Annotated in this window: 20 protein-coding genes; 12 read left to right on the forward strand and 8 right to left on the reverse strand. The window is 48.4% G+C overall.

The features are described from left to right. The first annotated feature begins 173 nt into the window (after positions 1 to 173). Positions 174 to 1,121, forward strand: coding sequence for a LysR family transcriptional regulator (locus LZU85_RS10600; protein ID WP_011081870.1), 948 nt, complete (start codon positions 174 to 176; stop codon positions 1,119 to 1,121). Here the strand turns inward: LZU85_RS10600 and LZU85_RS10605 are convergent. After that, positions 1,104 to 1,394: a putative quinol monooxygenase gene (locus LZU85_RS10605; RefSeq protein ID WP_026130951.1), complete on the reverse strand. Its 291-nt coding sequence runs from the start codon at positions 1,392 to 1,394 to the stop codon at positions 1,104 to 1,106. The two genes, LZU85_RS10600 and LZU85_RS10605, sit on opposite strands and share 18 nt — an antisense overlap. A gap of 16 nt (positions 1,395 to 1,410) precedes the next feature. Continuing rightward, on the reverse strand, positions 1,411 to 2,064 hold the full coding sequence (gene nfsB, locus LZU85_RS10610; RefSeq protein ID WP_011081872.1) for an oxygen-insensitive NAD(P)H nitroreductase: 654 nt from the start codon (positions 2,062 to 2,064) through the stop codon (positions 1,411 to 1,413). A gap of 264 nt (positions 2,065 to 2,328) precedes the next feature. Here nfsB and LZU85_RS10615 point away from each other — a divergent pair, with 264 nt between their 5' ends. The 3 genes from LZU85_RS10615 (at position 2,329) to LZU85_RS10625 (ending at position 5,608) form a co-directional block, all read left to right on the forward strand. Next, the gene (locus LZU85_RS10615; protein ID WP_237287053.1) at positions 2,329 to 3,633 is read left to right on the forward strand and encodes an alpha/beta fold hydrolase; all 1,305 of its coding nucleotides are present in this window, start codon (positions 2,329 to 2,331) and stop codon (positions 3,631 to 3,633) included. 75 nt (positions 3,634 to 3,708) lie between these two features. Continuing rightward, on the forward strand, positions 3,709 to 4,905 hold the full coding sequence (locus tag LZU85_RS10620; RefSeq protein ID WP_237287054.1) for a DEAD/DEAH box helicase: 1,197 nt from the start codon (positions 3,709 to 3,711) through the stop codon (positions 4,903 to 4,905). Between the two features lie 229 nt (positions 4,906 to 5,134). Further along, positions 5,135 to 5,608, forward strand: coding sequence for a peroxiredoxin (locus LZU85_RS10625; RefSeq protein ID WP_011081694.1), 474 nt, complete (start codon positions 5,135 to 5,137; stop codon positions 5,606 to 5,608). An 84-nt stretch (positions 5,609 to 5,692) separates the two neighbouring features. Here LZU85_RS10625 and LZU85_RS10630 read toward each other — a convergent pair whose 3' ends face one another. Genes LZU85_RS10630 through LZU85_RS10640 form a run of 3 tightly spaced genes read right to left on the reverse strand, consistent with a single transcriptional unit; the run spans position 5,693 to position 7,758 of the window. After that, the gene (locus LZU85_RS10630; protein WP_237287055.1) at positions 5,693 to 6,307 is read right to left on the reverse strand and encodes a LysE family translocator; all 615 of its coding nucleotides are present in this window, start codon (positions 6,305 to 6,307) and stop codon (positions 5,693 to 5,695) included. Positions 6,308 to 6,364: 57 nt separating this feature from the next. Next, positions 6,365 to 7,306, reverse strand: coding sequence for a LysR family transcriptional regulator (locus LZU85_RS10635; protein WP_237287056.1), 942 nt, complete (start codon positions 7,304 to 7,306; stop codon positions 6,365 to 6,367). A 2-nt stretch (positions 7,307 to 7,308) separates the two neighbouring features. Then, on the reverse strand, positions 7,309 to 7,758 hold the full coding sequence (locus LZU85_RS10640) for an Lrp/AsnC family transcriptional regulator (RefSeq protein ID WP_237287057.1): 450 nt from the start codon (positions 7,756 to 7,758) through the stop codon (positions 7,309 to 7,311). Positions 7,759 to 8,013: 255 nt separating this feature from the next. Here LZU85_RS10640 and yjeH point away from each other — a divergent pair, with 255 nt between their 5' ends. After that, positions 8,014 to 9,267, forward strand: a complete 1,254-nt coding sequence (yjeH, locus tag LZU85_RS10645; RefSeq protein ID WP_237287058.1) for an L-methionine/branched-chain amino acid transporter — start codon at positions 8,014 to 8,016, stop codon at positions 9,265 to 9,267. 13 nt (positions 9,268 to 9,280) lie between these two features. On the opposite strand, the gene LZU85_RS10650 is transcribed toward yjeH, so the two are convergent. Then, entirely contained in the window at positions 9,281 to 10,042 is a 762-nt protein-coding gene (locus LZU85_RS10650; RefSeq protein WP_237287059.1) for a class II glutamine amidotransferase, read from the reverse strand. 12 nt (positions 10,043 to 10,054) lie between these two features. Then, the gene (gene pdxR / locus LZU85_RS10655; protein WP_237287060.1) at positions 10,055 to 11,512 is read right to left on the reverse strand and encodes a MocR-like pyridoxine biosynthesis transcription factor PdxR; all 1,458 of its coding nucleotides are present in this window, start codon (positions 11,510 to 11,512) and stop codon (positions 10,055 to 10,057) included. A gap of 116 nt (positions 11,513 to 11,628) precedes the next feature. Here pdxR and LZU85_RS10660 point away from each other — a divergent pair, with 116 nt between their 5' ends. Further along, on the forward strand, positions 11,629 to 12,300 hold the full coding sequence (locus LZU85_RS10660; protein WP_237287061.1) for a pyridoxamine 5'-phosphate oxidase family protein: 672 nt from the start codon (positions 11,629 to 11,631) through the stop codon (positions 12,298 to 12,300). Here the strand turns inward: LZU85_RS10660 and LZU85_RS10665 are convergent. Beyond that, positions 12,297 to 13,307: a helix-turn-helix domain-containing protein gene (locus LZU85_RS10665; protein WP_237287062.1), complete on the reverse strand. Its 1,011-nt coding sequence runs from the start codon at positions 13,305 to 13,307 to the stop codon at positions 12,297 to 12,299. The two genes, LZU85_RS10660 and LZU85_RS10665, sit on opposite strands and share 4 nt — an antisense overlap. Positions 13,308 to 13,413: 106 nt before the next feature. Between LZU85_RS10665 and LZU85_RS10670 the strand changes: the two genes are divergently transcribed. From LZU85_RS10670 to LZU85_RS10695, 6 genes are all read left to right on the forward strand, one after another. Continuing rightward, positions 13,414 to 13,743, forward strand: a complete 330-nt coding sequence (locus LZU85_RS10670) for an MFS transporter (protein WP_237287063.1) — start codon at positions 13,414 to 13,416, stop codon at positions 13,741 to 13,743. After that, the gene (locus LZU85_RS10675) at positions 13,740 to 14,963 is read left to right on the forward strand and encodes an HlyD family secretion protein (protein ID WP_237287064.1); all 1,224 of its coding nucleotides are present in this window, start codon (positions 13,740 to 13,742) and stop codon (positions 14,961 to 14,963) included. Before LZU85_RS10670 ends, LZU85_RS10675 begins: the two co-directional genes overlap by 4 nt. Before the next feature lie 140 nt (positions 14,964 to 15,103). Further along, the gene (locus tag LZU85_RS10680; protein WP_176298208.1) at positions 15,104 to 16,450 is read left to right on the forward strand and encodes a magnesium transporter; all 1,347 of its coding nucleotides are present in this window, start codon (positions 15,104 to 15,106) and stop codon (positions 16,448 to 16,450) included. Positions 16,451 to 16,923: 473 nt separating this feature from the next. Then, positions 16,924 to 17,826: an AraC family transcriptional regulator gene (locus tag LZU85_RS10685; protein WP_176298209.1), complete on the forward strand. Its 903-nt coding sequence runs from the start codon at positions 16,924 to 16,926 to the stop codon at positions 17,824 to 17,826. A 286-nt stretch (positions 17,827 to 18,112) separates the two neighbouring features. Further along, on the forward strand, positions 18,113 to 19,351 hold the full coding sequence (codB, locus tag LZU85_RS10690) for a cytosine permease (protein ID WP_176298210.1): 1,239 nt from the start codon (positions 18,113 to 18,115) through the stop codon (positions 19,349 to 19,351). Between the two features lie 9 nt (positions 19,352 to 19,360). After that, on the forward strand, positions 19,361 to 20,638 hold the full coding sequence (locus tag LZU85_RS10695; RefSeq protein ID WP_015728188.1) for a cytosine deaminase: 1,278 nt from the start codon (positions 19,361 to 19,363) through the stop codon (positions 20,636 to 20,638). The last annotated feature ends 152 nt before the right edge of the window (positions 20,639 to 20,790 follow it).

Genomic DNA, 20,790 nt, shown 5'->3' on the forward strand with positions numbered 1-20,790 from the left:
ACGAAAACGCATTAACGCCCGTTGCCCCAATAGAGTGGCAGCAAACAGAAGCCACGCTTGAACGGCGGGTAATGATGCTCCCTTCTTTTGTATGCCTCTTCTCGATTGGATGAGGCATTTTTTTTATCAATACGCTATAGTCATACCCCATTATTCGCCGTTCACTTCAATGCATGAAAGCGCTCAACGATCTCAATATTTTTGTGGAAACCGCTCGACAAGGTAGCTTCTCGCAGGCCGCCAATAGTCTTGATCTCACTCCAGCTGCGGTCAGTGCCGCCATCAAAAGACTAGAAGAGCAAGTCGGTTTTCCCTTGTTTGTTCGTTCAACACGAAGCTTGCGCTTAACCAGCGACGGCGCGTTATTTTTGCAAAAAACCACCGCGGCATTGAGTTTGCTCCAAGATGGCCTAGACGAAATCAACAGCGCGCGAGGCGAGTTAGCTGGGCAACTCTACATCACCGCTCCTTCGGATTTTGGTCGCAATATGCTGCTGGAGTGGATTGACGAATTCATCGAACAACACCCTCGAGTGACCATCAAACTCGACCTCTCCGATAGCCTGACCGATATGTACTCCAAACCTGTCGATCTGGCGATTCGCTATGGAGAACCCGCAGACTCCAATCTGGTTGCCATTCCTCTTTGTCGTTCCAATGAGCGCATTTTGTGCGCCTCTCCCGACTATTTAGCCAGTCAGCCCCCCATCTTGCATCCAAGCGATTTACTGCAACACAACTGCCTGTGCTATATGGTGTCTGGGGCGATTTACAACAAATGGACATTGCATTTCGAAGGGCAAAGTGAGCATGTTCTGGTCAGTGGCAATCCAACCACCAATGACAGTGAAGTCGTGCATCGACAGGCATTGAAAGGCAAAGGGGTCGCCAACAAATCGCTGATGGACGTCAGCCAAGATATTTTGGAAGGTAAATTGGTACGCATTTTACCCGAATGGGATGGCGGCTCGGTGCCGATCTACATGATGTGCACGGATCGCCGAGCGCTCACGCCGTTAATGCGGCAGTTTCAGGAATTCGTCCAACAAAAATGCTGCCAGCAGCGCAAGGCAGTACTGGCAGCCATTGAACTCTGCGACTATTCAGGCGACGAAGGTTAATGGGCGAAGGTGCAAGTATTCCAGTAATTCTTCCTCTTCAATACGGTCTTTAAACCGTTGAAAATGCTCACTGGCGATGTGTCTATCTAGGCTCTGCTGTGAGCACCAGATTTCCTGCATTAAAAACAGCCCCTCAATTTGGTTGTCCACAAACAGCTCATACTGGCAACAGCCTTGTTCCTGACGTGTGGGTTCTAGGAGCGATTGCAGCAAGCTGCGTACTTCGTCAACACGATCCGCATGCGCTTTTATTTCAGCAATTAAATGGATCATCATGCGTTACCTATCGTTAGATTTCGGTAAAAACGGTCTCTGCTGACCAACGTGATTTTGGCAGTTTAGCATTAAAATCGTCTTCGCTATGGTAACCCAGCGGCACAATCACCACGCTGGTAAAGCCCTTCTCACGCAGACCAAACTCCTCATCAAGCACCTTGGCATCGAAGCCTTCAATTGGCACCGCGTCGATCTCCATCGCAGAGGCACCCAATAGCAGCGTCCCCACATTGAGGTAAACTTGCTTTTCCATCCAGTGATGCGCGTCTTTCAAGTCAAAGCGGTGCATGTTGACGAAAAATGAACGGCCAGCGTGCATGCCATTTTTTGCTTCGACATCGGCAAAGCGGCCATCTTTGTCTTCGCTTTCCAAAAGGTCGAGTAGGTACGCTTCATCAATCGCCGTTTTGGCGCAGAACACCACAACGTGAGAGGCATCCAAAATCTTGCGCTCATTGAAAGCAAAACCACCTTGTGTTGCTTTGGCGATGCGCGCTTTTCCTTCTTCACTGCTCGCGACAATAAAATGCCAAGGTTGCGAGTTGACACTGGATGCACTCATGCGGATTAACTCTTTCACTGCCGCGACTTTCTCTTCAGGCAATTTGCGTGAAGCATCAAAGGCTTTGGTGGAGTAGCGGGATTGGGCAGCTTGAACAATAGTCATATATTTCTCCGATAAAATGGCGGTAATAGGTTGGGACTCCGTGTTGTTGCGAGTACTGTAAGCGTTTGAAGCACAGTGAAAAACCATCAAGCAGTGAATTCTTTTTCAAATTTTTTTTGAAAATACGTCAAGATACAGACACCGTAAGTAAGTCAAAGCCGGCACACATCAGGCATCAAGCGCGATTAAACTGGGCAGCGATTTCCGTTATACTCCCGCCACTATGACTGTTGTCAGTCAGGACACTCTACAAGGAAAGAAACCATGCCCTCGCTCCCTCATTACGTCCATCAAGGATTAAAATTTGTCCCTCATTTTTTTACCGTTCCGCTTGATTATGATGATCCGTCCAAAGGCACCATTGTGATCTTCGCGCGAGAAGTGAATCAACATGGCGACAATGCAGCAAACAAACCTTGGCTGGTCTATTTTCAGGGCGGTCCTGGTTTTCCTGCGGGGAGACCGATGGGCAATAGTGGCTGGATAAAACGAGCACTGCAGCAATACCGCGTTTTGTTGCTTGATCAACGTGGAACAGGGAACAGCAGCGTCATCAGCCACCAGACGCTTGCTCATCTCACACCTGAGCAGCAAGCTGACTACCTCAGCCTGTTTCGCGCCGACAATATCGTGCGTGATGCGGAGTTTATTCGCCTGCAGTTTGGCGTCGATAAATGGGCAATTCTCGGCCAGAGTTTTGGTGGTTTTTGCTCCCTGACCTATCTTTCCCTGTATCCAGATAGCTTGCTGCAAAGTTATATCACTGGTGGTGTGCCTTCTCTCTCTCGTCATCCCGATGAGGTTTATCAGGCGACGTTCAAGCGTACGATGGACAAAAACCAAGCCTTTTTCGCGCAATTTCCCCACGCGCAAGCACTATGCCAGCGCATTGCAGATCATCTGCTGGAAAACGACGAATATCTGCCAAACGGACAGCGTTTTACGGTTGAACAGTTTCAACAGCTTGGCATTCATTTCGGCATGAGTGACACCTTTCTTTCAACCTATTACCTGTTGGAAAACGCCTTTATCGAGCTCAATGGTCAAACCGTGCTGCGCTACGAATTTTTGCATCAAATGCTGCAGCAGCAATCTTTCCACACCAACCCTATTTACGCGCTATTGCACGAATCCATTTATTGCCAAGGCTTTGCCTCTCAATGGAGTGCGCATCGTGTGCGCCAATCACTTGAAGCGTTTAATTATCAAAAAGGCAAAGCGTTTTATTTCACTGGCGAAATGGTGTTTCCTTGGATGTTTGAACAATACTCGACCCTACAGCCTCTCAAACAAGCGGCTGAATTGTTAGCGACAAAAGTGGATTGGACGCCACTCTATGACGCAGAGCAACTGGCGCAAAACCGCGTCCCTGTGAGTTGTGCGGTCTACGCGGACGATATGTTTGTTGAAATGGATTTTAGCCGTGAAACCTTGGCCTTAATACCCAGCGCCAAAGCCTGGATCACCAATGAGTATGAACACAACGGCCTGCGCGCGGATGGAGAACGCATTCTTGATGCGCTGATCGCCATGGGTGAACAAACCTTGGCGAATCAGCATTCATTGTAAACAGCGTTTTGACTTGGACTATGCTAGAATGCAGCCCTTTGCATTCTAGCTACCTTTATTCGTTTGAGATTTACTATGTCCTTTACTCAACTCGGTTTGTGTGCGTCGCTCACTGACGCCCTTGATACCCTTGGTTACCCAAAACCTACTCGCATTCAAACCCAAGCCATTCCTGTCATTCTCGAAGGCCAAGATTTGATTGCTGCGGCGCAAACGGGGACAGGTAAAACCGCCAGTTTTGTTCTGCCAATGCTTGAGAAATTGCGTCATGGTCAAACACAAAAGAAAAAGCGTATTCGCGCCCTTATTTTGGTTCCAACACGCGAACTGGCGATCCAAGTCGACGAAAAAATTAAGCAGTATGGACAAAACCTAGCACTTCGCTCATTGGCCATGTTCGGTGGCGTTGACGAAAAAGCACAAAAACAAGCCTTAATTGAAGGTTTAGATATTCTTGTCGCCACGCCAGGACGACTGCTGGATATGTACGGTCAACGCGCCGTCTATTTCGAAGAAATCGAGATGTTAGTGCTTGATGAGGCCGATCGCATGCTCGATATGGGCTTTATTGATGACCTCAATAAGATCCTCGATCGCTTGCCTGAAAACATTCAGCATTTGCTGTTCTCTGCCACCCTCTCGAATAAAGTGCGTGATCTGGCCAAAAGCGCCATTCACAATCCGTTCGAGATCAGCATTGCGGCGAATCAAGCCTCAAAGTCGAACATCGAACAGTGGATCATTACCGTAGACAAAGACCAAAAATCGGCCTTGCTCAGTCACTTGATCACAGAAAATCAGTGGGATCAAACCTTGATTTTTATTGAGACCAAACATGGAGCCGCCAAGCTGGTCTCTCAGTTGGAAAAACGAGGCATCGTGGCCGAAGCGTTTCACAGTGGCCGCAGCCAAGCGGTGCGAGAGCAACTGCTGGAAGATTTTAAAGCGGGAAAAATCAAATACTTGGTATCAACGGGTGTGGCTGCTCGTGGTATCGATATTGAAGCACTCCCACGCGTGGTGAACTACGACTTGCCTTTCCCTGCCGATGAATATGTCCACCGAATTGGCCGTACCGGTCGTGCCAATGCCAAGGGCGAAGCGATTTCATTGGTTTCAAAGGATAACTTCAAAAACCTATGCATGATTGAGAGCCGTCTCGGACACTTGCTTGAGCGCCGAGAAGTGGAAGGATTCACACCGAAGAAAGCGGTGCCAATTTCTATTTTGAATTATGTGCCTAAGCACAAAAGAGAACCAAGACAGGCCTAGTCGCTAAGACCCTTGCCTATCATCGCTTGAGCGACGCTTCCCGCGAGCCGTTCAAGCGATGAACTCCATCTTATTTCGTCATTGCTTCACCTTCACACATTAAGCTTGCCAACCACACGGCGCGAAAAACATCTCAGATGTCGATTAACCCCGCTTTTCATCCGTTTTTAACTTGTTGATTTCGTACTACACTGCTTGAGAACTCAATTCGTCAAATAAGGACAATAACATGATCGCTCAAGGCCAAACTTTACCTAACGCTACACTGAGCCAACTGACTAAAGAGGGAATGGTCCACCACCCTGTTTTAGAGCTGTTTGCTGGCAAAAAAGTCGTGCTTTTCGCCGTACCTGGGGCGTTCACCCCAACCTGTTCAGAAGCACATTTACCGGGTTATATCGTACTGGCCGATCAACTTAAGGCGAAAGGCGTCGATCTGATTGCCTGCGTTTCTGTCAACGATGCGTTTGTGATGAAAGCCTGGGGTGAAGCACAAAATGCGGAAGAAATTCTGATGTTGGCGGATGGCGACGCGAGCTTTACCAAAGCACTTGGCTTGGAAATGGATACCGCTGGTTTTGGTGGCCTTCGCTCTCAACGCTACGCGATGATTATCGACAATGGCGTGGTCACAACCCTCAATGTGGAAGCGCCTAAATCATTTGAAGTGAGTAACGCTGAAACGATTCTTGCAGCGCTTTAAGCCGCATAAGTCCAAAACAAAACGCAAGCTCTGACGCTTGCGTTTTTTTTTGTTGCTCATCGGTAACCAACGATTACTCAGCCATTACACCGTCATCACCACACGCGCTGCCAGCAAAATCAGCACCACGCCTGACAGGCGATCGATCAACTGTGCTTTGGAGCGAATTTTGTCCACCACTTTTGAGCTCGATAACACCAAGGTGATGAAGGTATACCAGAGGCCATCAACGATAAATGGCGTCGCTACGATAATCACTTGATTACTCGCCTCATTCCCCAGCGCCACAAACTGGCTAAACAGTGCGATGAAAAACAGCGCAATTTTCGGACTGAGAATAGAAATCAAAAAGCCTTCTTTGGCCGACTGCAAAACTGTCGTTTGCTCCCCCGATTCCAACTTGGCCGCCACACCACCTTGAGAGCGCAACGCGTTGTAACCCAAGTAGGCTAAATAGCCCGCACCTGCGTAACTAATGGTTTTGAACAAGAGTGGGGATTGCTGTAACACCACCGCCAAACCAATTAAGGTCACGAAAGCGTATATCCCAATGCCAAAAGCGTGTGCCCAACTGGTGGCCAAACCATTCGCTCGCCCACCCGCTAACGCATGCTTAGCGACAATCGCTAAACTTGGCCCCGGCGACATCGCGCCCAAAATGCAGATCGTAAAAAGTGATAACCAAACTGTGAATGTCATAATCTTCTCCTGTGATGATTCACAGTAAGCCAATATTTAAATGAACTGAAATCAAACTTAATCATGATTGCCATGATTTGAAATCATACCGATTGAATACTCGCAACTCAGCATGACGCGGGTGACCTTTTCTCGTACCCATCGATGGGCTGAGTCATGATCGTATTTGGGGTGCCACATTAGCCAATATTGATGAATTTCCGTTTCAAACGGCAATGGATAATGGCAAATAGGTTGGCTCTTCGCCAAGTTCACTGCGATATGCTCAGGCACCACCATCATGTAATCGCTTTGAATCAGGACGTTAACCGCAGCGGAAAAGAAAGGCACTTGTAATGCAATGTGACGTGTTTTGCCCAACTTTCTTAATACACTGTCGGTCGCGGAGTCCTTGTCACCACCGCCAGTCACTTTAATGTGCGAGTAGCGCAGCATGTCATCCAAGCTCAACGCTGCTTTGCCCGATAGTGGATGGCCTTGACGCATCACACACACCGAGTAATCTTCACCGATTTTCGTGTAGGATAGCTCTTTGGGAGGAGATGGCAACATGGTCGATGCCAAATGAATGCCCGTGTCGAGCAAGCTGTCTAAATATTGTGGCTGCCAAAGCCGGTAGGACAATGTCAGACGCGGGGCCTGTTCTATCAATACGCGGGAAAGCGTCGGTACAATGAACTGCGCAACATAATCGCTCGACGAGAGCACCAATTGCCCCTGCCAGTCTTGCGGGTTAAATGCCTGATGATCAAAGAGATGTTCAAACTCACTCAGTAACTGCACTAATTTAGGCCGTAGCGCTTCGGCATGTGGCGTAGCAACAAGTCGGTTACCTTCTCTGACCAACAGAGGGTCAGAGCACAGCTCTCGTAACTGGGCCAACTGACGACTCATCGCAGATTGTGTAATGTGTAATCTGTCGGCCGCTCGGCTAACATGACACTCTTCGAGCAACACGAGCAAAGAACGCAGTAAATTGAGGTTGATGTTGTTGAGCATAATCAGGACACTTTGGTGGTATTAAAGAACTCCGTCAGTACCGTATGAGTAATAACGTGTTTCAGTTCTGGGAAGGCTTGTAACTGCTCTCTGATCTGGTTCAACCGTGTCATAGTCGTCACCTCCACATAGAGCATCATGTCCGTTTCACCACTGATCGCGTGGCACCACTTCACCCCATCGATAAGATAAATTTCCTTGGCATACGCTTCGCAATGATGGCTCGAAGCCGAAGTATCAAACTTCAACGCCAGATAGGCGGCAATTTTTTCGCTGGCCTTCTCCTGCGCGATATCGGCGTGGTAACCCAAGATCACCCCATAACTTTCCAACTTTTTGATTCTGGCCGTCACGGCAGAACGCGACAGATTGACCGCCTTCGCCATGTCAGTCACCGAGCTACGTGCATCGTTTCTCAGTATGGTGAGGAGTTGTTTATCAAATTTATCCATTTCTTCTCTGTGGTGAACATCCCTAATCTCTCTCACATTCTACTCACAACGCTCAATTAGTGAAGCAGTGAAAATCCACTTGGCTCTATTGGCCCTAACCGCCACTTTGACGGCAATTAACAACAAAAGCGTCAAAATGTCGGTGCGCAACATCACTTTGCTAGCTGCCTTTTTCTGCAAAAGTCGATATGCTTGGTTAACGCTTTCATTCTCATAATTATTCATTTTCTATGGAAGCGGCACAGGGAGCGTGTCATGAGTGAACTCAAACAAGAAATTACACTGTTGTCAGGAATTGGCCAGTTATCCACCACCTTGATGGGAACCGGATTGTTTATGATCCCCGCCATCGCCGCCAGTATTGCCGGTCAATATTCCCTCTGGGCTTGGTTGTTTCTGTTTGTGCTTATTTGCCCTGTGGCCCTCACCTTTGCTCAACTGGGCAAACGCTACCCCAACGCCGGTGGTACGGCGTATTTTGTTCGCCAAGCGTTTGATAAACGCTTAGAAAGCGCGGTGGCATGGCTGTTTGTTTCAGTGATTCCCGTCGGGGTTCCCGCTGCGATTGCGCTCGCCGCTGGCTTTTTGCAGCAGTTACTGCCTAGCGCGCTCAATCACGCCTTGATGGCTCAGTTGATCACCGTTGCGTTATTAGTGGCGGTCAACTTGCTCGGCGCACGCTCTTCCGGACACTTACAAACGCTGATTGCTCTGGCTATTTTCGCGCTTGTTGGTGCTTTCTTATGGCGCGGAGAAGTCAGTGTCGAGGATTTGCACATGCCCATTTTTACCAGCGACTCGCTCCTGCCTATTGGCGCAGCACTGGCGGTGATGTTTTGGTGCTTTGTCGGCATCGAAGCCTTTGCTCATATGGGGGAAGAGTTTAAAAATCCACAACGCGATTTTCCCGTCGCCATCGTCATTGGCTGTTTTGTCGCCGGTGCGACGTACTGGGCGTGCTCGGTGGTGATACTCAAATTTGGTGCTTACGGCAGTGCTGAGTTTGACAGCGCTTCGATCCCTTGGCTGAGTGAGCAACTGTTTGGTACACAAGTCAAAACACTGATCAGTGTGATTGGCTTTTCGGCCTGTTTTGCCAGCATCAATCTCTATACCCAAAGCCTCTCACGCATGATCTGGGCGCAAGCGAGAGAACATAATCCGAGTGGTAAAATGGCAACACTTTCCCGTCGCGGCGTGCCCATCAACGCCACTTTGCTCGTCGGCTTGGTACTGGCATTGGCGTGTGTGATTGGTGAACTATCCGGCCTTGATTTGGAGTTTTTCCTTAAATTAGCCAACAGCGTTTTTGTGTTGATCTATCTGCTTGCCATGCTGGCTGCTTTCAGACTGCTCAATGGCCATGCTAAGTGGCTTGCCGGCGTCTCATTGATACTCTGCTCGTTGGTGTTTGTTTGTCTTGGTTGGTCAATGCTGTATGCACTGAGCGTTTTTGCTCTGTTTTTTCTGCAAGCGAAAAAGCAAATGAACAAGGCTGAGTCGGTTTAACTCAGCCAATAAGTTACGCAATCGGATAGCTAGTCACCGCGCTGTCTTGAATGTGTGTGATGGTTTGGGGCGCAATCACTTGCCAGCGACACTGGCCGTCCAGCGGTTCCGACGCGAGGATGATCGAATCTTGGCAATCTTGAATAAACACCGTCGGTGGGTCGCCTGCCGAGGCGTATCTTACGACCCAAAACTCGTCACCGTTTGAGATGCAAATGGACGCTTTAAACGGCTCAGTGATCGCTTTTTCTTGCATGGTTTGATTCACTTCGTCAATCGTCTGTCGAATGGCGTTTAAGGGATCATGCTGAAGCCCATTTTTCATCATCAACAAAAAGATCAACTCGCTGTCAGTAGTCCCACGACGTTTGAGATAAATGGCTTCGGGCAGTAATCGCTCTAAAGCAAACTTCACCGCGGCAAACTGACCAATCTGACCATTGTGCAAAAACATCCATTGCTCAAGGATAAATGGGTGGCAGTTGGAGCGGGATACCGAAGTGCCAGTCGATGAACGGACGTGCGCCATAAAGCGATGAGAGCGAATGTGATGCGCTAATGAACGCAGATTTTCGTCCCCCCAAGCGGGAAGCACCTCATGGAATTGACCTGGCGTTGCCCGCTCGGTATACCAACCTAAACCAAAACCATCAGCATTGACGCGGGTGGCCGCTTTTCTTGCTTCAAGGCTCTGATGCACCAACGAATGTTCTGGCTCATAAACCAGTTTGTCGAGATAGATAGGCTCTCCTTGGTAGGCCAACCAGCGACACATAAATTTGCTTCCTTATTGATGGGACGACATTTGCACAAACAAGCTTGCCAGTAGAACGAGCTTGCCGTCAATCTCTTCCTCTGCCACATTACCAAATCCCAATACCGCGCCCTGCCAATCTCGTGGCGCGCAGGCTTCACTTTCATAATAGCTTAAAGGTCGAATCACAATGCCTTGGCGTAAAGCTGCGGCGGCCCACTGTTGCTCCGAAGGCCCTTGGAACCAACGTACGGTCACATGCAGCCCAGCGGCTTGGCTGATCACTTCCAAACGCTGAGCAAAATGGCGTTCAATGCTCGCCATCATCGTTTGGTACTTCTGCGCATAGAGGCGGCGCATCTTACGGATATGACGCATTAACGCGCCATCGGCGATAAATTCCGCCAACGCAGCCTGAGTATGCGTAGGCGAATCGCCACTCAAGGCATCTTTGATTTCGCAGCCTCTATCCACCAGCTCAGGGGGCAAGACAAGGTAGCCAAGTCGCAAACCGTTAAACATGATCTTGCTAAATGAACCAATATACATAACGCGATCACTGGCGCCAATTTGGCTAGCTAGCCCTTGTAAGCTGGTATAGGGGCGATGGGCAAACTGGAACTCGCTGTCATAGTCATCTTCAATGATCCAGCGCTGTTTCACTCGGGCCCACTCGATGATCTGCACTCTTTGCTCAGTACTTAAGGTGGTACCCATTGGGTATTGATTGCTCGGCGTCAGGTAGACAAAACGACATTCAGAAGCGAGCACATCGGCAACCTCAATGCCACTTCTCACTGCGACGTTAAGGGGTTCCATCGGCATGCCCAATAAGCGGGCCACTTTGCGCATTTGGCTGTAACCCGGTTGCTCCATTAACAGTGGATCGCTTACTTCTTTTGCGCACATCAGCGCGATGGTTAAGGCCTGCTGTGCGCCAGAGGTAATGATGATTTGCTCAGCTTGGCATTTAACAGAGCGACTCGACGCCAAGTAATCGACCAAAGCGCACCTGAGGGCGTAATCCCCTTTGACGATTTGATTGCCTAAGATGGTGCGCCGCGAATGTTGGCGTTGTAGATATTTTTGCCATTCATGCAGCGGGAATTTTTCCAGATCCGGCACGCCGGGCGCAAAGGCTCGGTTGATCTTGATGGGTTCAGGTTCTGCCGTGAAAGCCACATCGCTTTTTTCTTGGGCTGGTGAAATCGCCATTTCTCCTAGAAAGTGCTCTGGTAGCTCAACCGCAACGTAGTAGCCCGCGCCAGCACGGCTTTCAATGTAACCCTCCGCACTGAGTTGTTCGTACGCCGCGATGACGGTGTTGCGGCTCACATTGAGCGCCTGAGCTAACTTACGTGTGGCAGGCAAGCGCCCCTGCTTATTCCAAAGTCCGCGCGTGATTTTTTCTCGAATGGCGTTGTAAAGATCTTGCTGTAACACACCTGTTTTTGGCGTCAGTGTCAGATCGCCGATTTCAATCGGTAGCATGGTCAGTCCCTTTTCCAATTGGATCTAAACATAAATCAAAATTGGACCTTATAGCTAGACCAATTTGTCTTTATTGTTCGTGTCATCTAAGCACTTCGCACGAAAGGGAGAGAAGTATGTTATCAGCAACGGACAGGACTCAAATTAAAAAAGCGGCACGTAAAGCAGTGCACGATGTCGAGCAGTTACATCGGATCATTGATGAAAGCTTGATTGCTCACATCGCCATTTCGGATGCCTCGGGACCCATTGTCATCCCGATGCTTGCTTGGCGTGTTGACAACCAAGTCTATATTCATGGCGCACGAAACAGCCGCTTAATCAAAGCGCTGAGATCAGGGCAAAATACCTGCCTCACTTTTACTTTATTTGATGGCTGGGTGTTGGCACGCTCTGCCTTTCACCACAGTGCCCACTACCGAAGCGCGGTGGTTTTTGGTCAATTTAATGTGATAGAAGAGAATGCAGAAAAGGATCGTTTGTTGAATCATTTTATTGAGCAGATTGCCCCTGGTCGCACCGAGCAGGTTCGCTTAAGTAACGAAAAAGAGCTCAATGCCACCGAGCTGCTCGCCATCGGCTTGGAAGAAGCTTCGGTAAAAATCAGTGCATTTGGTGTCAATGACGATAGCAGCGATCTCGATCGCCCCGTTTGGGCGGGCATCTTACCCTACCGAACCGTTGTCGGGCCATTAGTGGGTGTGGATGAACAAGCGGGCCAAATTCCATCGCCGGATTACGCATCAGCGTATGGCAAACGATGGTTTTCTGCCCCATTGAACGATTAACGAACATCGTGGAAGCGCTGTAGATACTCTTTGGGCGTCACTCCACGATGTTTCTTAAACATGCGGTTGAAGCTAGCAATATTGGTATAACCTAATCGCCGAGAAATGTCCTCAATGGATACCCCTTGCGTTAGTGCATTAACCGCTTGGTTGCTAAGGACATATCCGCAAACCGTCGAAAAATTTAGCCCTAGTGCATGCAACCGCCGCTGCAGTTGCTGTTCTGACATCGAGATCAATTCAGCAACTCGGTGAAGCGTTGGTAAACCATAATGACAGCTGTAGTTGACCAGCTCGTAGATCGATTTTAGCTCATCATCTGGCACCGGCATGTTGAGTAAATCATCCAGATCAGCAAAGTTCATTGCCAGCCGCTTGTTGGCTATTGGTTTTTTCTGCCTAACCGCCAAACGCTCGTCAGAATGGAGCCACACTTCGGTACGCTTGTGATTCCAACCGATCTCACAACCAAAAAAATCTTGATAACGCTGACGGTTTTGTCGTGAGCCTGAAATCATCACCCGTTTTGGGCAAAAGTCTTCGCCAAGGTGTTCTCGCAATACTTTGGTCATAAATATCGCGATGCGAATACTGTCGTGAACTTTCACATCGGTGTGAACAAAAGGATTGTCGTATGTCCATTTGACGATAGAGCCAATCTGAGCACCCGCCAAAAACGCCCCCGATTGCAGACAGCTAACTCCGTAGTTGATGCGTCGGATGGTTGTAGAGAGATCATGCCCTGAAAACAACCAACGCCCCACTGCGCCAAATTTTGCTATGTCCACTCCACTGGTCAAATTAAGAATGAAATCGGGTTCGGTCGCCTGCTCCAGCTGGGCGTACATACGATTCACTTCAGAAAGCGGGATCAGGTTCATCGGTTGCTGAAACACGGAGTGAGGAATGATCAGTTGCCCCTCGTCCAAACCATACTTCTGCTTCGCATTGAAGTAGAGGTTCACTATAGAAATGGCACGGATGAAGCGCACCGATTTGATATCCATAAACAGATCACGTCAATTAAGGTTAAATTTTGAATTAATCTGTCACAAATAAAGACCACTTTCAAATCCTGAACACAATGACGCGAAAAGATTACAGGAGAAATGAATGAGTCTACTTAGTGTCCCTTTTGTTGGAACAGGCGCAGACACGGCACTGCATGTTGTCGCGACCTTCGTGTTAGTCGCAAGCGTCGCTGCAGCTGGATTTGGTTTTTGGAAGATTCACGAGCTTCCGATCAACAAAGCACACAGCAAAGATCACCATCAAATTGGACTCATTACCGCCCTCACCTGGATTGGATTTTTGTGGCATTGGGTATGGGTACTGGCCGTCATCCTCGCTTTTGTCGATATGGACAAAGCGATTATTCACCTGCGTGATACTTGGAAAGGCACGCCTGAACGCGAAGTCACTCAAGAGGAGAACGCGCAATGATTGAAGGTTTAGCGGTATGGGCGCTGTTCATCTACTTGCTGCGCATGGTGGGTATGCCTTGGAACAAAGGGACAAAAGCTTTTGCTTACCTAGGTGGTGTTTCTTGGCTGATGTTTGTGTGGGTCGGGCTGATTAACTTTACGCCGATGGATATCTCTGGCGGCTCAGTGGTGCAATCGCCACACATTCAATTGCGCCCGGACTCCAGCAACGTCAACGGTAAAGTTGAGAAAATCTACATTTCGCCCAATCAAGCAATCCATAAAGGCCAACTCATCTATCAACTGGATGACACCCCCTTTCAAATTGCGCTCAACCAAGCCCAAGTGACAAGCCAAGCCGCGCAAGTGGCACTTAAAGTGGCGCAGGAAGACATCGCCATTGCTCAGGCGAGCTATGAGGCGGCGCTGCAAGATCTTGAGACATCAAAAAGTCAGCTGGCAGCAGCGAAGGCCGACCATCAGTTACAAGCCAAAACCTTAACGCGATACGTCGAACAAAACCGAGTGGTGAAGAACACCATCACGCAGAATGACATCGACAAGCAGACAACGGCAGTGGAGCTGGCTAAACAGAACATCGTCACTTTGCAATCTTCTTTAAAGAAGAAAGAAGTCGATGCAAGCCGCGCAAAACTCGACATTACCAAAGCAGAATTAGCCGTCGAAACCCGCACGGCGGATCTTGCCAAAGCGAAAGAGCAAGTCGCGCGAGCGCAATGGGAGCTCGACAGTACCTTGGTTTACGCACCAGCCGATGGCTTTGTCACCAACTTCATTTTGCGTGAAGGGCAACGTGTTTCGATGATGCCAAGGCTGCAAATGTACACCAACGAAAAATACGTTTTGATGCGTGTTAATCACCAAGCCATTCGCAATATCAAACCGGGACAAATGGCGGAGTTCGCCTCTTCGGTCTACCCCGGAAAAATTTTCTCTGCGGAAGTCGAAGGCATTGTCGAGGCGACTGGAGAAGCACAAGGCAACCTGCTCGGTTGGGATGACTCAGTGCGAATGACCACGGGTAAAAACCTCGCCAACAAACATCACTTTGTGCGTTTAAAAATTGATGAACCAGAAGGCTACGACTTGCCTGTCGGCTCAGTGGGCTTGGCATGGGTCAGCGGTGAAAAACCGATCGGATTCCTCGCGTTTCTCGATGTGATCCGCGGCATCATTATCCGCATGAAGTCACAACTTTACTTCTTTTATTCCATTTAAACACTCAAGGCCGTATTTTACGGCCTTACTTTCACCGCCCAATCACTTTATTTCCTCTGTACGCTTTGATTTCACTGCGCTTTCCAGTACCTTATCGAACATTATAATTTTTTCGTTTTTATTTTTTCGGGGGATACTTTGTGAGTGAATATCAGGATCTACCCTTACTGATTGAGCAGATCGCGAAAGCAGAAGATGCCGAACAGGTTGTTTTGCTTAATGACTCTATCGACTCTGGCTTAGAATCGGGTTCCATCGCTTTAATTTTAGAATCGCAACCTGTCGATGATCGTGTTCGGTTGTGGCGTGCTCTGCCACTGGAAATGCACATTGATGTGTTGACCGACATGCGTGCCGACGCACGCTATTCCGTCATCAATGCCTTGTCAGAAATTGAACTCAAGCTAACGCTAGCCAAGCTAGACAACTTATCGTTGATCGAATGGGCAGACTCTCTGCCAGAAGAGATCATCAATGAAGCCCTTTCTCTGATTGAAAAATCAGAGCTAGAGCTGTTCGATCTTGCAAACCAGTATGGTGATGACGAGCTTGGCCGCTGGGCAGAGCGAAAGATCATTACTCTCCCGTTTAATATCTCGGTTGACCGTGCAAGACGGTTGATGGAGAAATACAGCTTTGATACACCACAGCAAGTCTATCTTATCAACAAAAAGAAACAGTTTCGTGGCGTCGTCAATTACTACGAAATTCTGCGTAGTGAAGGCAGTACCATTTTAAAAAATCTGGTGATTGACCCGGTCATTCTGCTAAGCAGCAAGATGGCACTGGCGGAAGCCGTCGAAGCCGTCGAGCACAGCTCGTTGCCAGCCCTTCCGGTTGTTGATGAAGACCAAACCCTGATTGGCGAAGTGGATTGGCAGTTCGCCCTTACCACGCAAAGGGAGATTTACGAAGCGCGTTTAATGGCCGGTACTGGTATGGATGAGGGGGACGACCTGTTTGCTCCTGTGGTCAAAAGCTCTAAAAAACGTGGCGTTTGGCTCGGCATCAACTTGCTGACCGCTATCCTTGCTTCCGTCACTATCGGGTTGTTTGAAGACGTGATATCGCAAGTGGTGGCGCTGGCAGTATTGATGCCGATTGTGGCTTCCATGGGCGGCATTGCCGGTAGTCAAACACTCACGCTGATGGTTCGTGCCATGGCATTAAACCAAATTACCCCAGGCAACCGTTTTGCGCTATTTAAAAACGAGTTTGGTATTGGTGCCATTAACGGCCTTTTATGGGCGGTGATCATCGGTGGATTAGCCGCGCTTTGGTTCCAATCACCCGTTATTGGTGGCACCATTGCGCTTGCTATCGTGGTCAACATCATTACCGCTGCGATGTTCGGTGTGCTGATTCCAATCATCCTCGATAAACTGGAGCTTGATCCCGCATTAGCGGGGTCGGTTATTCTGACCACCGTCACTGACGTCGTCGGATTTTTTGCCTTTCTCGGCACAGCCAGCTTGGTCATGTTGTAAAGCACTTCATCCTGCAACTCGCTGATAAACGGAAGCTTCGTCTTCCGTTTTTTATTGAGTGAAGAAAAAACAGTACATTTATTGCCCAATTATTACATTAACCTATCAATAGCGTTTTAATTATGTTTCGCATATTGCATTTTCATTTTGCAAAGGACATTTTCCATTAAGCAACCATTGTCACAGAAACCCAGCTAAAAACGCGGTTTTTAAGACAAAACAAAGTTGGCACGCTTTCTGCTTATATAAAATTGACCCTTATTAAGCCGAGGGTCACCTAGCCAACTGACGTTGTTAGTGAACTTGATTTGTTCACAAATATATAAGCCAATCGCACCTTTTGCGGTTGGCTCTTTTTTTATCTATCTGCTCTAACTTCCCTACGAAACACTTTCCTTTCTTTGTCAAATTCTCTTAGGCTATCGAGAGATTCATTATTCAAAATCCATCATTGCAATCCATCCGTCATGCTTATGAAAACCAATTATCAACAACGTTTGATCCCTGTGATTCGCTATCTCGAGAACCACTTTGACACGCCTCTAAACCTAGAAGAAGTGGCTCGTTTGGCCCACCTTTCTCCTTACCATTTCCATCGCATCTTTAAAGCGGTCACTGGTGAGACGCTTAATGAATACTTGCGTCGCCTTCGACTGGAAAAGATTGCCAATCTGCTGTTTTACAGTAAACCCAGCGTGACTGAGGTAGCGCTAGACTATGGATTCTCCAGCTCGCAAAGCTTAGCGAAAGCATTTCGGCAGCATTTTGGACTTACGCCCTCACAGATTCGACAGTGTGAAACGCTTGAACAGTTTGCTCTGGTGCTACAAGAGAGCAAGATAGGACACACGCTGCGCAAGAATGGACACGAAGCATTCACTGAACCCTCATACACTGGAGGGGAATCACAAACATGGAGTAGCACAATGGATATTCAAACATTCCCAGCCAGTAAAATTGCCTATATTCGTGTCACTGGTGAGTACGGCAAAAACTACGAACCAGCAACACAAAAGTTATATCAATGGGCAGGACCGCGTGGTTTGGCGGGCAACACCTGTATTTTCATTTATCACGATAACCCTGAGATTACCCCTGCGGACAAATGTCGAACGGACATCTGCTTGCTCAACTGTGAAAAGGCGGAGGGCAATGGAGAGATCGAAATCAAAGACTTTCCTGGCGGTGAGTACGCGTTCATCCGTAAAACCATTACCGATAACGCGCAATATGCCACCGCGTGGGACGAGTTGATGGCACGGCTTGTCGAGCGTGGCTTAGAGTCGGATGAGCGTCCTTGCTTTGAGCTGTATCATTCCTATGATCCACAGACCCAGCACGCGGATGTCAGTTTCTGCACTGCCGTCACAGCCTAGATCGAAAGTGGGTGAGCGGCTGCTCACCCATGCTCACAAGCAAAGCGTATTAATGTTAGATAAATCATAAAAGCAAACAATAAAGCAAACGCGATACCATTCTTTATTTTTTAATATATTAAAATCCCATCCATTTGTTTTTATTGAACAAAAAACAAAAAAATCAAATGCAAACGTTTTATTATCAAAAACGCGATTGACACCAACATTTTCATCACCATAATACGCGCCGTTTACCCAAAATCTGGGTCTATAATGACTATTCTATTGTATCGTGGAGGTAAAAATGGCGGCCGATAATAACTTCAGTTTGGGCCCGGTTCCCAACTCAGCCAGAAAAGGCGTTGCGTCTTTAACCATGGTGATGTTAGGGCTCACTTTCTTCTCCGCGAGTATGTGGACGGGCGGTTCACTCGGTACTGGACTCTCATTTAACGATTTCTTCCTCGCTGTTCTCATTGGTAACCTCATCCTCGGTATTTACACTTCTTTCCTAGGTTACATCGGCGCTTCTACTGGTCTCTCTACTCACCTTCTTGCTCGTTTCTCTTTTGGCTCTAAAGGCTCTTGGCTTCCCTCAGCACTGCTTGGTGGTACACAAGTCGGTTGGTTTGGTGTTGGCGTGGCGATGTTTGCGATTCCAGTCAACAAAGCGACAGGCATTGATACCAATACCCTCATCATCATTTCTGGTCTATTAATGACAGCGACGGTTTACTTCGGTATCTCTGCGCTGATGGTGTTATCTGCCATTGCTGTACCCGCAATTGCGTTACTCGGCGGATACTCGGTAGTAGAAGCGGTAAACAGCGTGGGTGGTGTGGCTGAACTACAAAAAGTACAACCTGCGCAACCGCTGGACTTCTCTGTGGCTCTCGCCATGGTGGTTGGCTCTTTCATCAGTGCAGGGACGCTGACCGCAGACTTCGTACGATTCGGCAGAAAGCCAAAAGGCGCGGTGATGGTCACTATGGTGGCATTCTTTATCGGCAACTCACTGATGTTTATCTTTGGTGCTGCGGGCGCGGCAGTCACTGGTCAATCCGACATCTCCGAAGTGATGATTGCGCAAGGTCTGCTTATCCCGGCGATCATTGTGCTTGGTTTGAATATCTGGACCACCAACGACAACGCGCTTTACGCATCCGGTCTAGGCTTCTCTAACATCACAGGCTTGCCAAGCAAATACATCTCCATGGTGAACGGTTTGGTCGGCACGTTATGCGCACTATGGCTGTACAATAACTTTGTCGGCTGGTTAACCTTCCTGTCGCTTGCCATTCCACCCATTGGTGGCGTCATCATTGCGGATTTCTTTATCAACCGTAAACGTTATTCCAATTTCGCCGCAGCAGAGTTCCAAACCGTCAACTGGGCTGGCATTATCGCTGTAGCGATTGGAGTGGCCGCAGGTCACTTCCTTCCAGGTGTAGTACCTATCAACGCGGTACTCGGCGGCACAATCAGCTACCTGATTCTCAATCCTATTCTAAATAAAAAGAGACTGGCCGAACTGCCAGCGTAAGGAACCATCATGACAACACTATTGATCAAGAACGCAACGCTTAAGGGACAGGAAGGTCTCCAGCAAATTTTGATTGAGGATGGTCAATTCACGCGTATTGAAAACAACAATGTCGAACTCAATTACACCGGTGACGTTCTTGATGCCGAGGGCGGCATGGCGGTCGCCCCGTTCTGCGAGCCGCACATTCACCTAGACACCACGCAAACCGCGGGTGAGCCAAGCTGGAATATCTCCGGGACACTTTTCGAAGGCATCGAGCGTTGGGCTGAACGCAAAGAGACGCTGTCGATTGAAGATGTTAAATCGCGCGCGAAGCAAACGCTCAAGTGGCAAATCGCCAACGGTGTGCAACACGTTCGTACTCATGTTGACGTATCAGACCCGACGCTAATCGCGCTAAAAGCGATGGTGGAAGTGCGTGAAGAGATGAAAGAGTGGGTAGACATCCAAATCGTAGCGTTTCCGCAAGAAGGCATTCTGTCTTACCCGAACGGGAAAGAGTTGCTAGAAGAAGCGGTTCAATTGGGGGCGGATGTGATTGGTGCGATCCCTCACTTTGAGTTTACTCGTGAATACGGCATTGAGTCGCTGCATTATGTGTTTGAACTGGCACAAAAATACGACCGTTTGATTGATGTGCACTGTGATGAGATTGATGATGAGCAATCGCGCTTTGTTGAAACGCTTGCCGCACTGGCGCACAAGTTCAACATGGGTCACAAGGTAACCGCAAGCCATACAACCGCAATGGGTTCTTACAACGGTGCGTACGCCTCTCGCCTATTCCGTTTGCTGCGCATGTCGGGCATCAACTTCGTGGCAAACCCGCTGGTCAACATCCACCTTCAAGGTCGCTTTGACGATTACCCGAAACGCCGTGGTGTCACGCGCGTAAAAGAGATGCTCAATGCCAACATCAACGTCTGTTTTGGTCACGATGACGTGTTTGATCCTTGGTACCCACTAGGCACTGCCAATATGCTGCAAGTACTGCACATGGGTCTGCATGTTTGCCAAGTGATGGGGTACGACCAAATCAACAACTCGCTTGATCTGATCAGCACCAACTCAGCGCGTACACTGAACATTCAAGACAAACACGGCATTGAAGCAGGTAAACCTGGTAGCTTACTGATCCTTCCTGCGGAAAATGGTTTTGATGCAGTGCGTCGCCAAGTGCCAGTTCGTTACTCTGTTCGTCACGGTAAAGTGATTGCAGAAACACAACCTGCGACAACGCACATCCACCTTGGAGAGCGTGAACAAGTCACTTTTCAGCGCTAACACTGCCGATGCATGCTATTGAAGATGAAATTGGCCCATCGGGCCAATTTTTTCATTCAACCCCATTAATATGGAATCAATCTCACATAAATATTAAGTAATTTAATAATAAATTGTGGAATATTTGCGCACTAAAAAAATCACGACTAGTG

Source organism: Vibrio floridensis, from assembly GCF_021852965.1.
Lineage (GTDB): Bacteria > Pseudomonadota > Gammaproteobacteria > Enterobacterales > Vibrionaceae > Vibrio > Vibrio floridensis.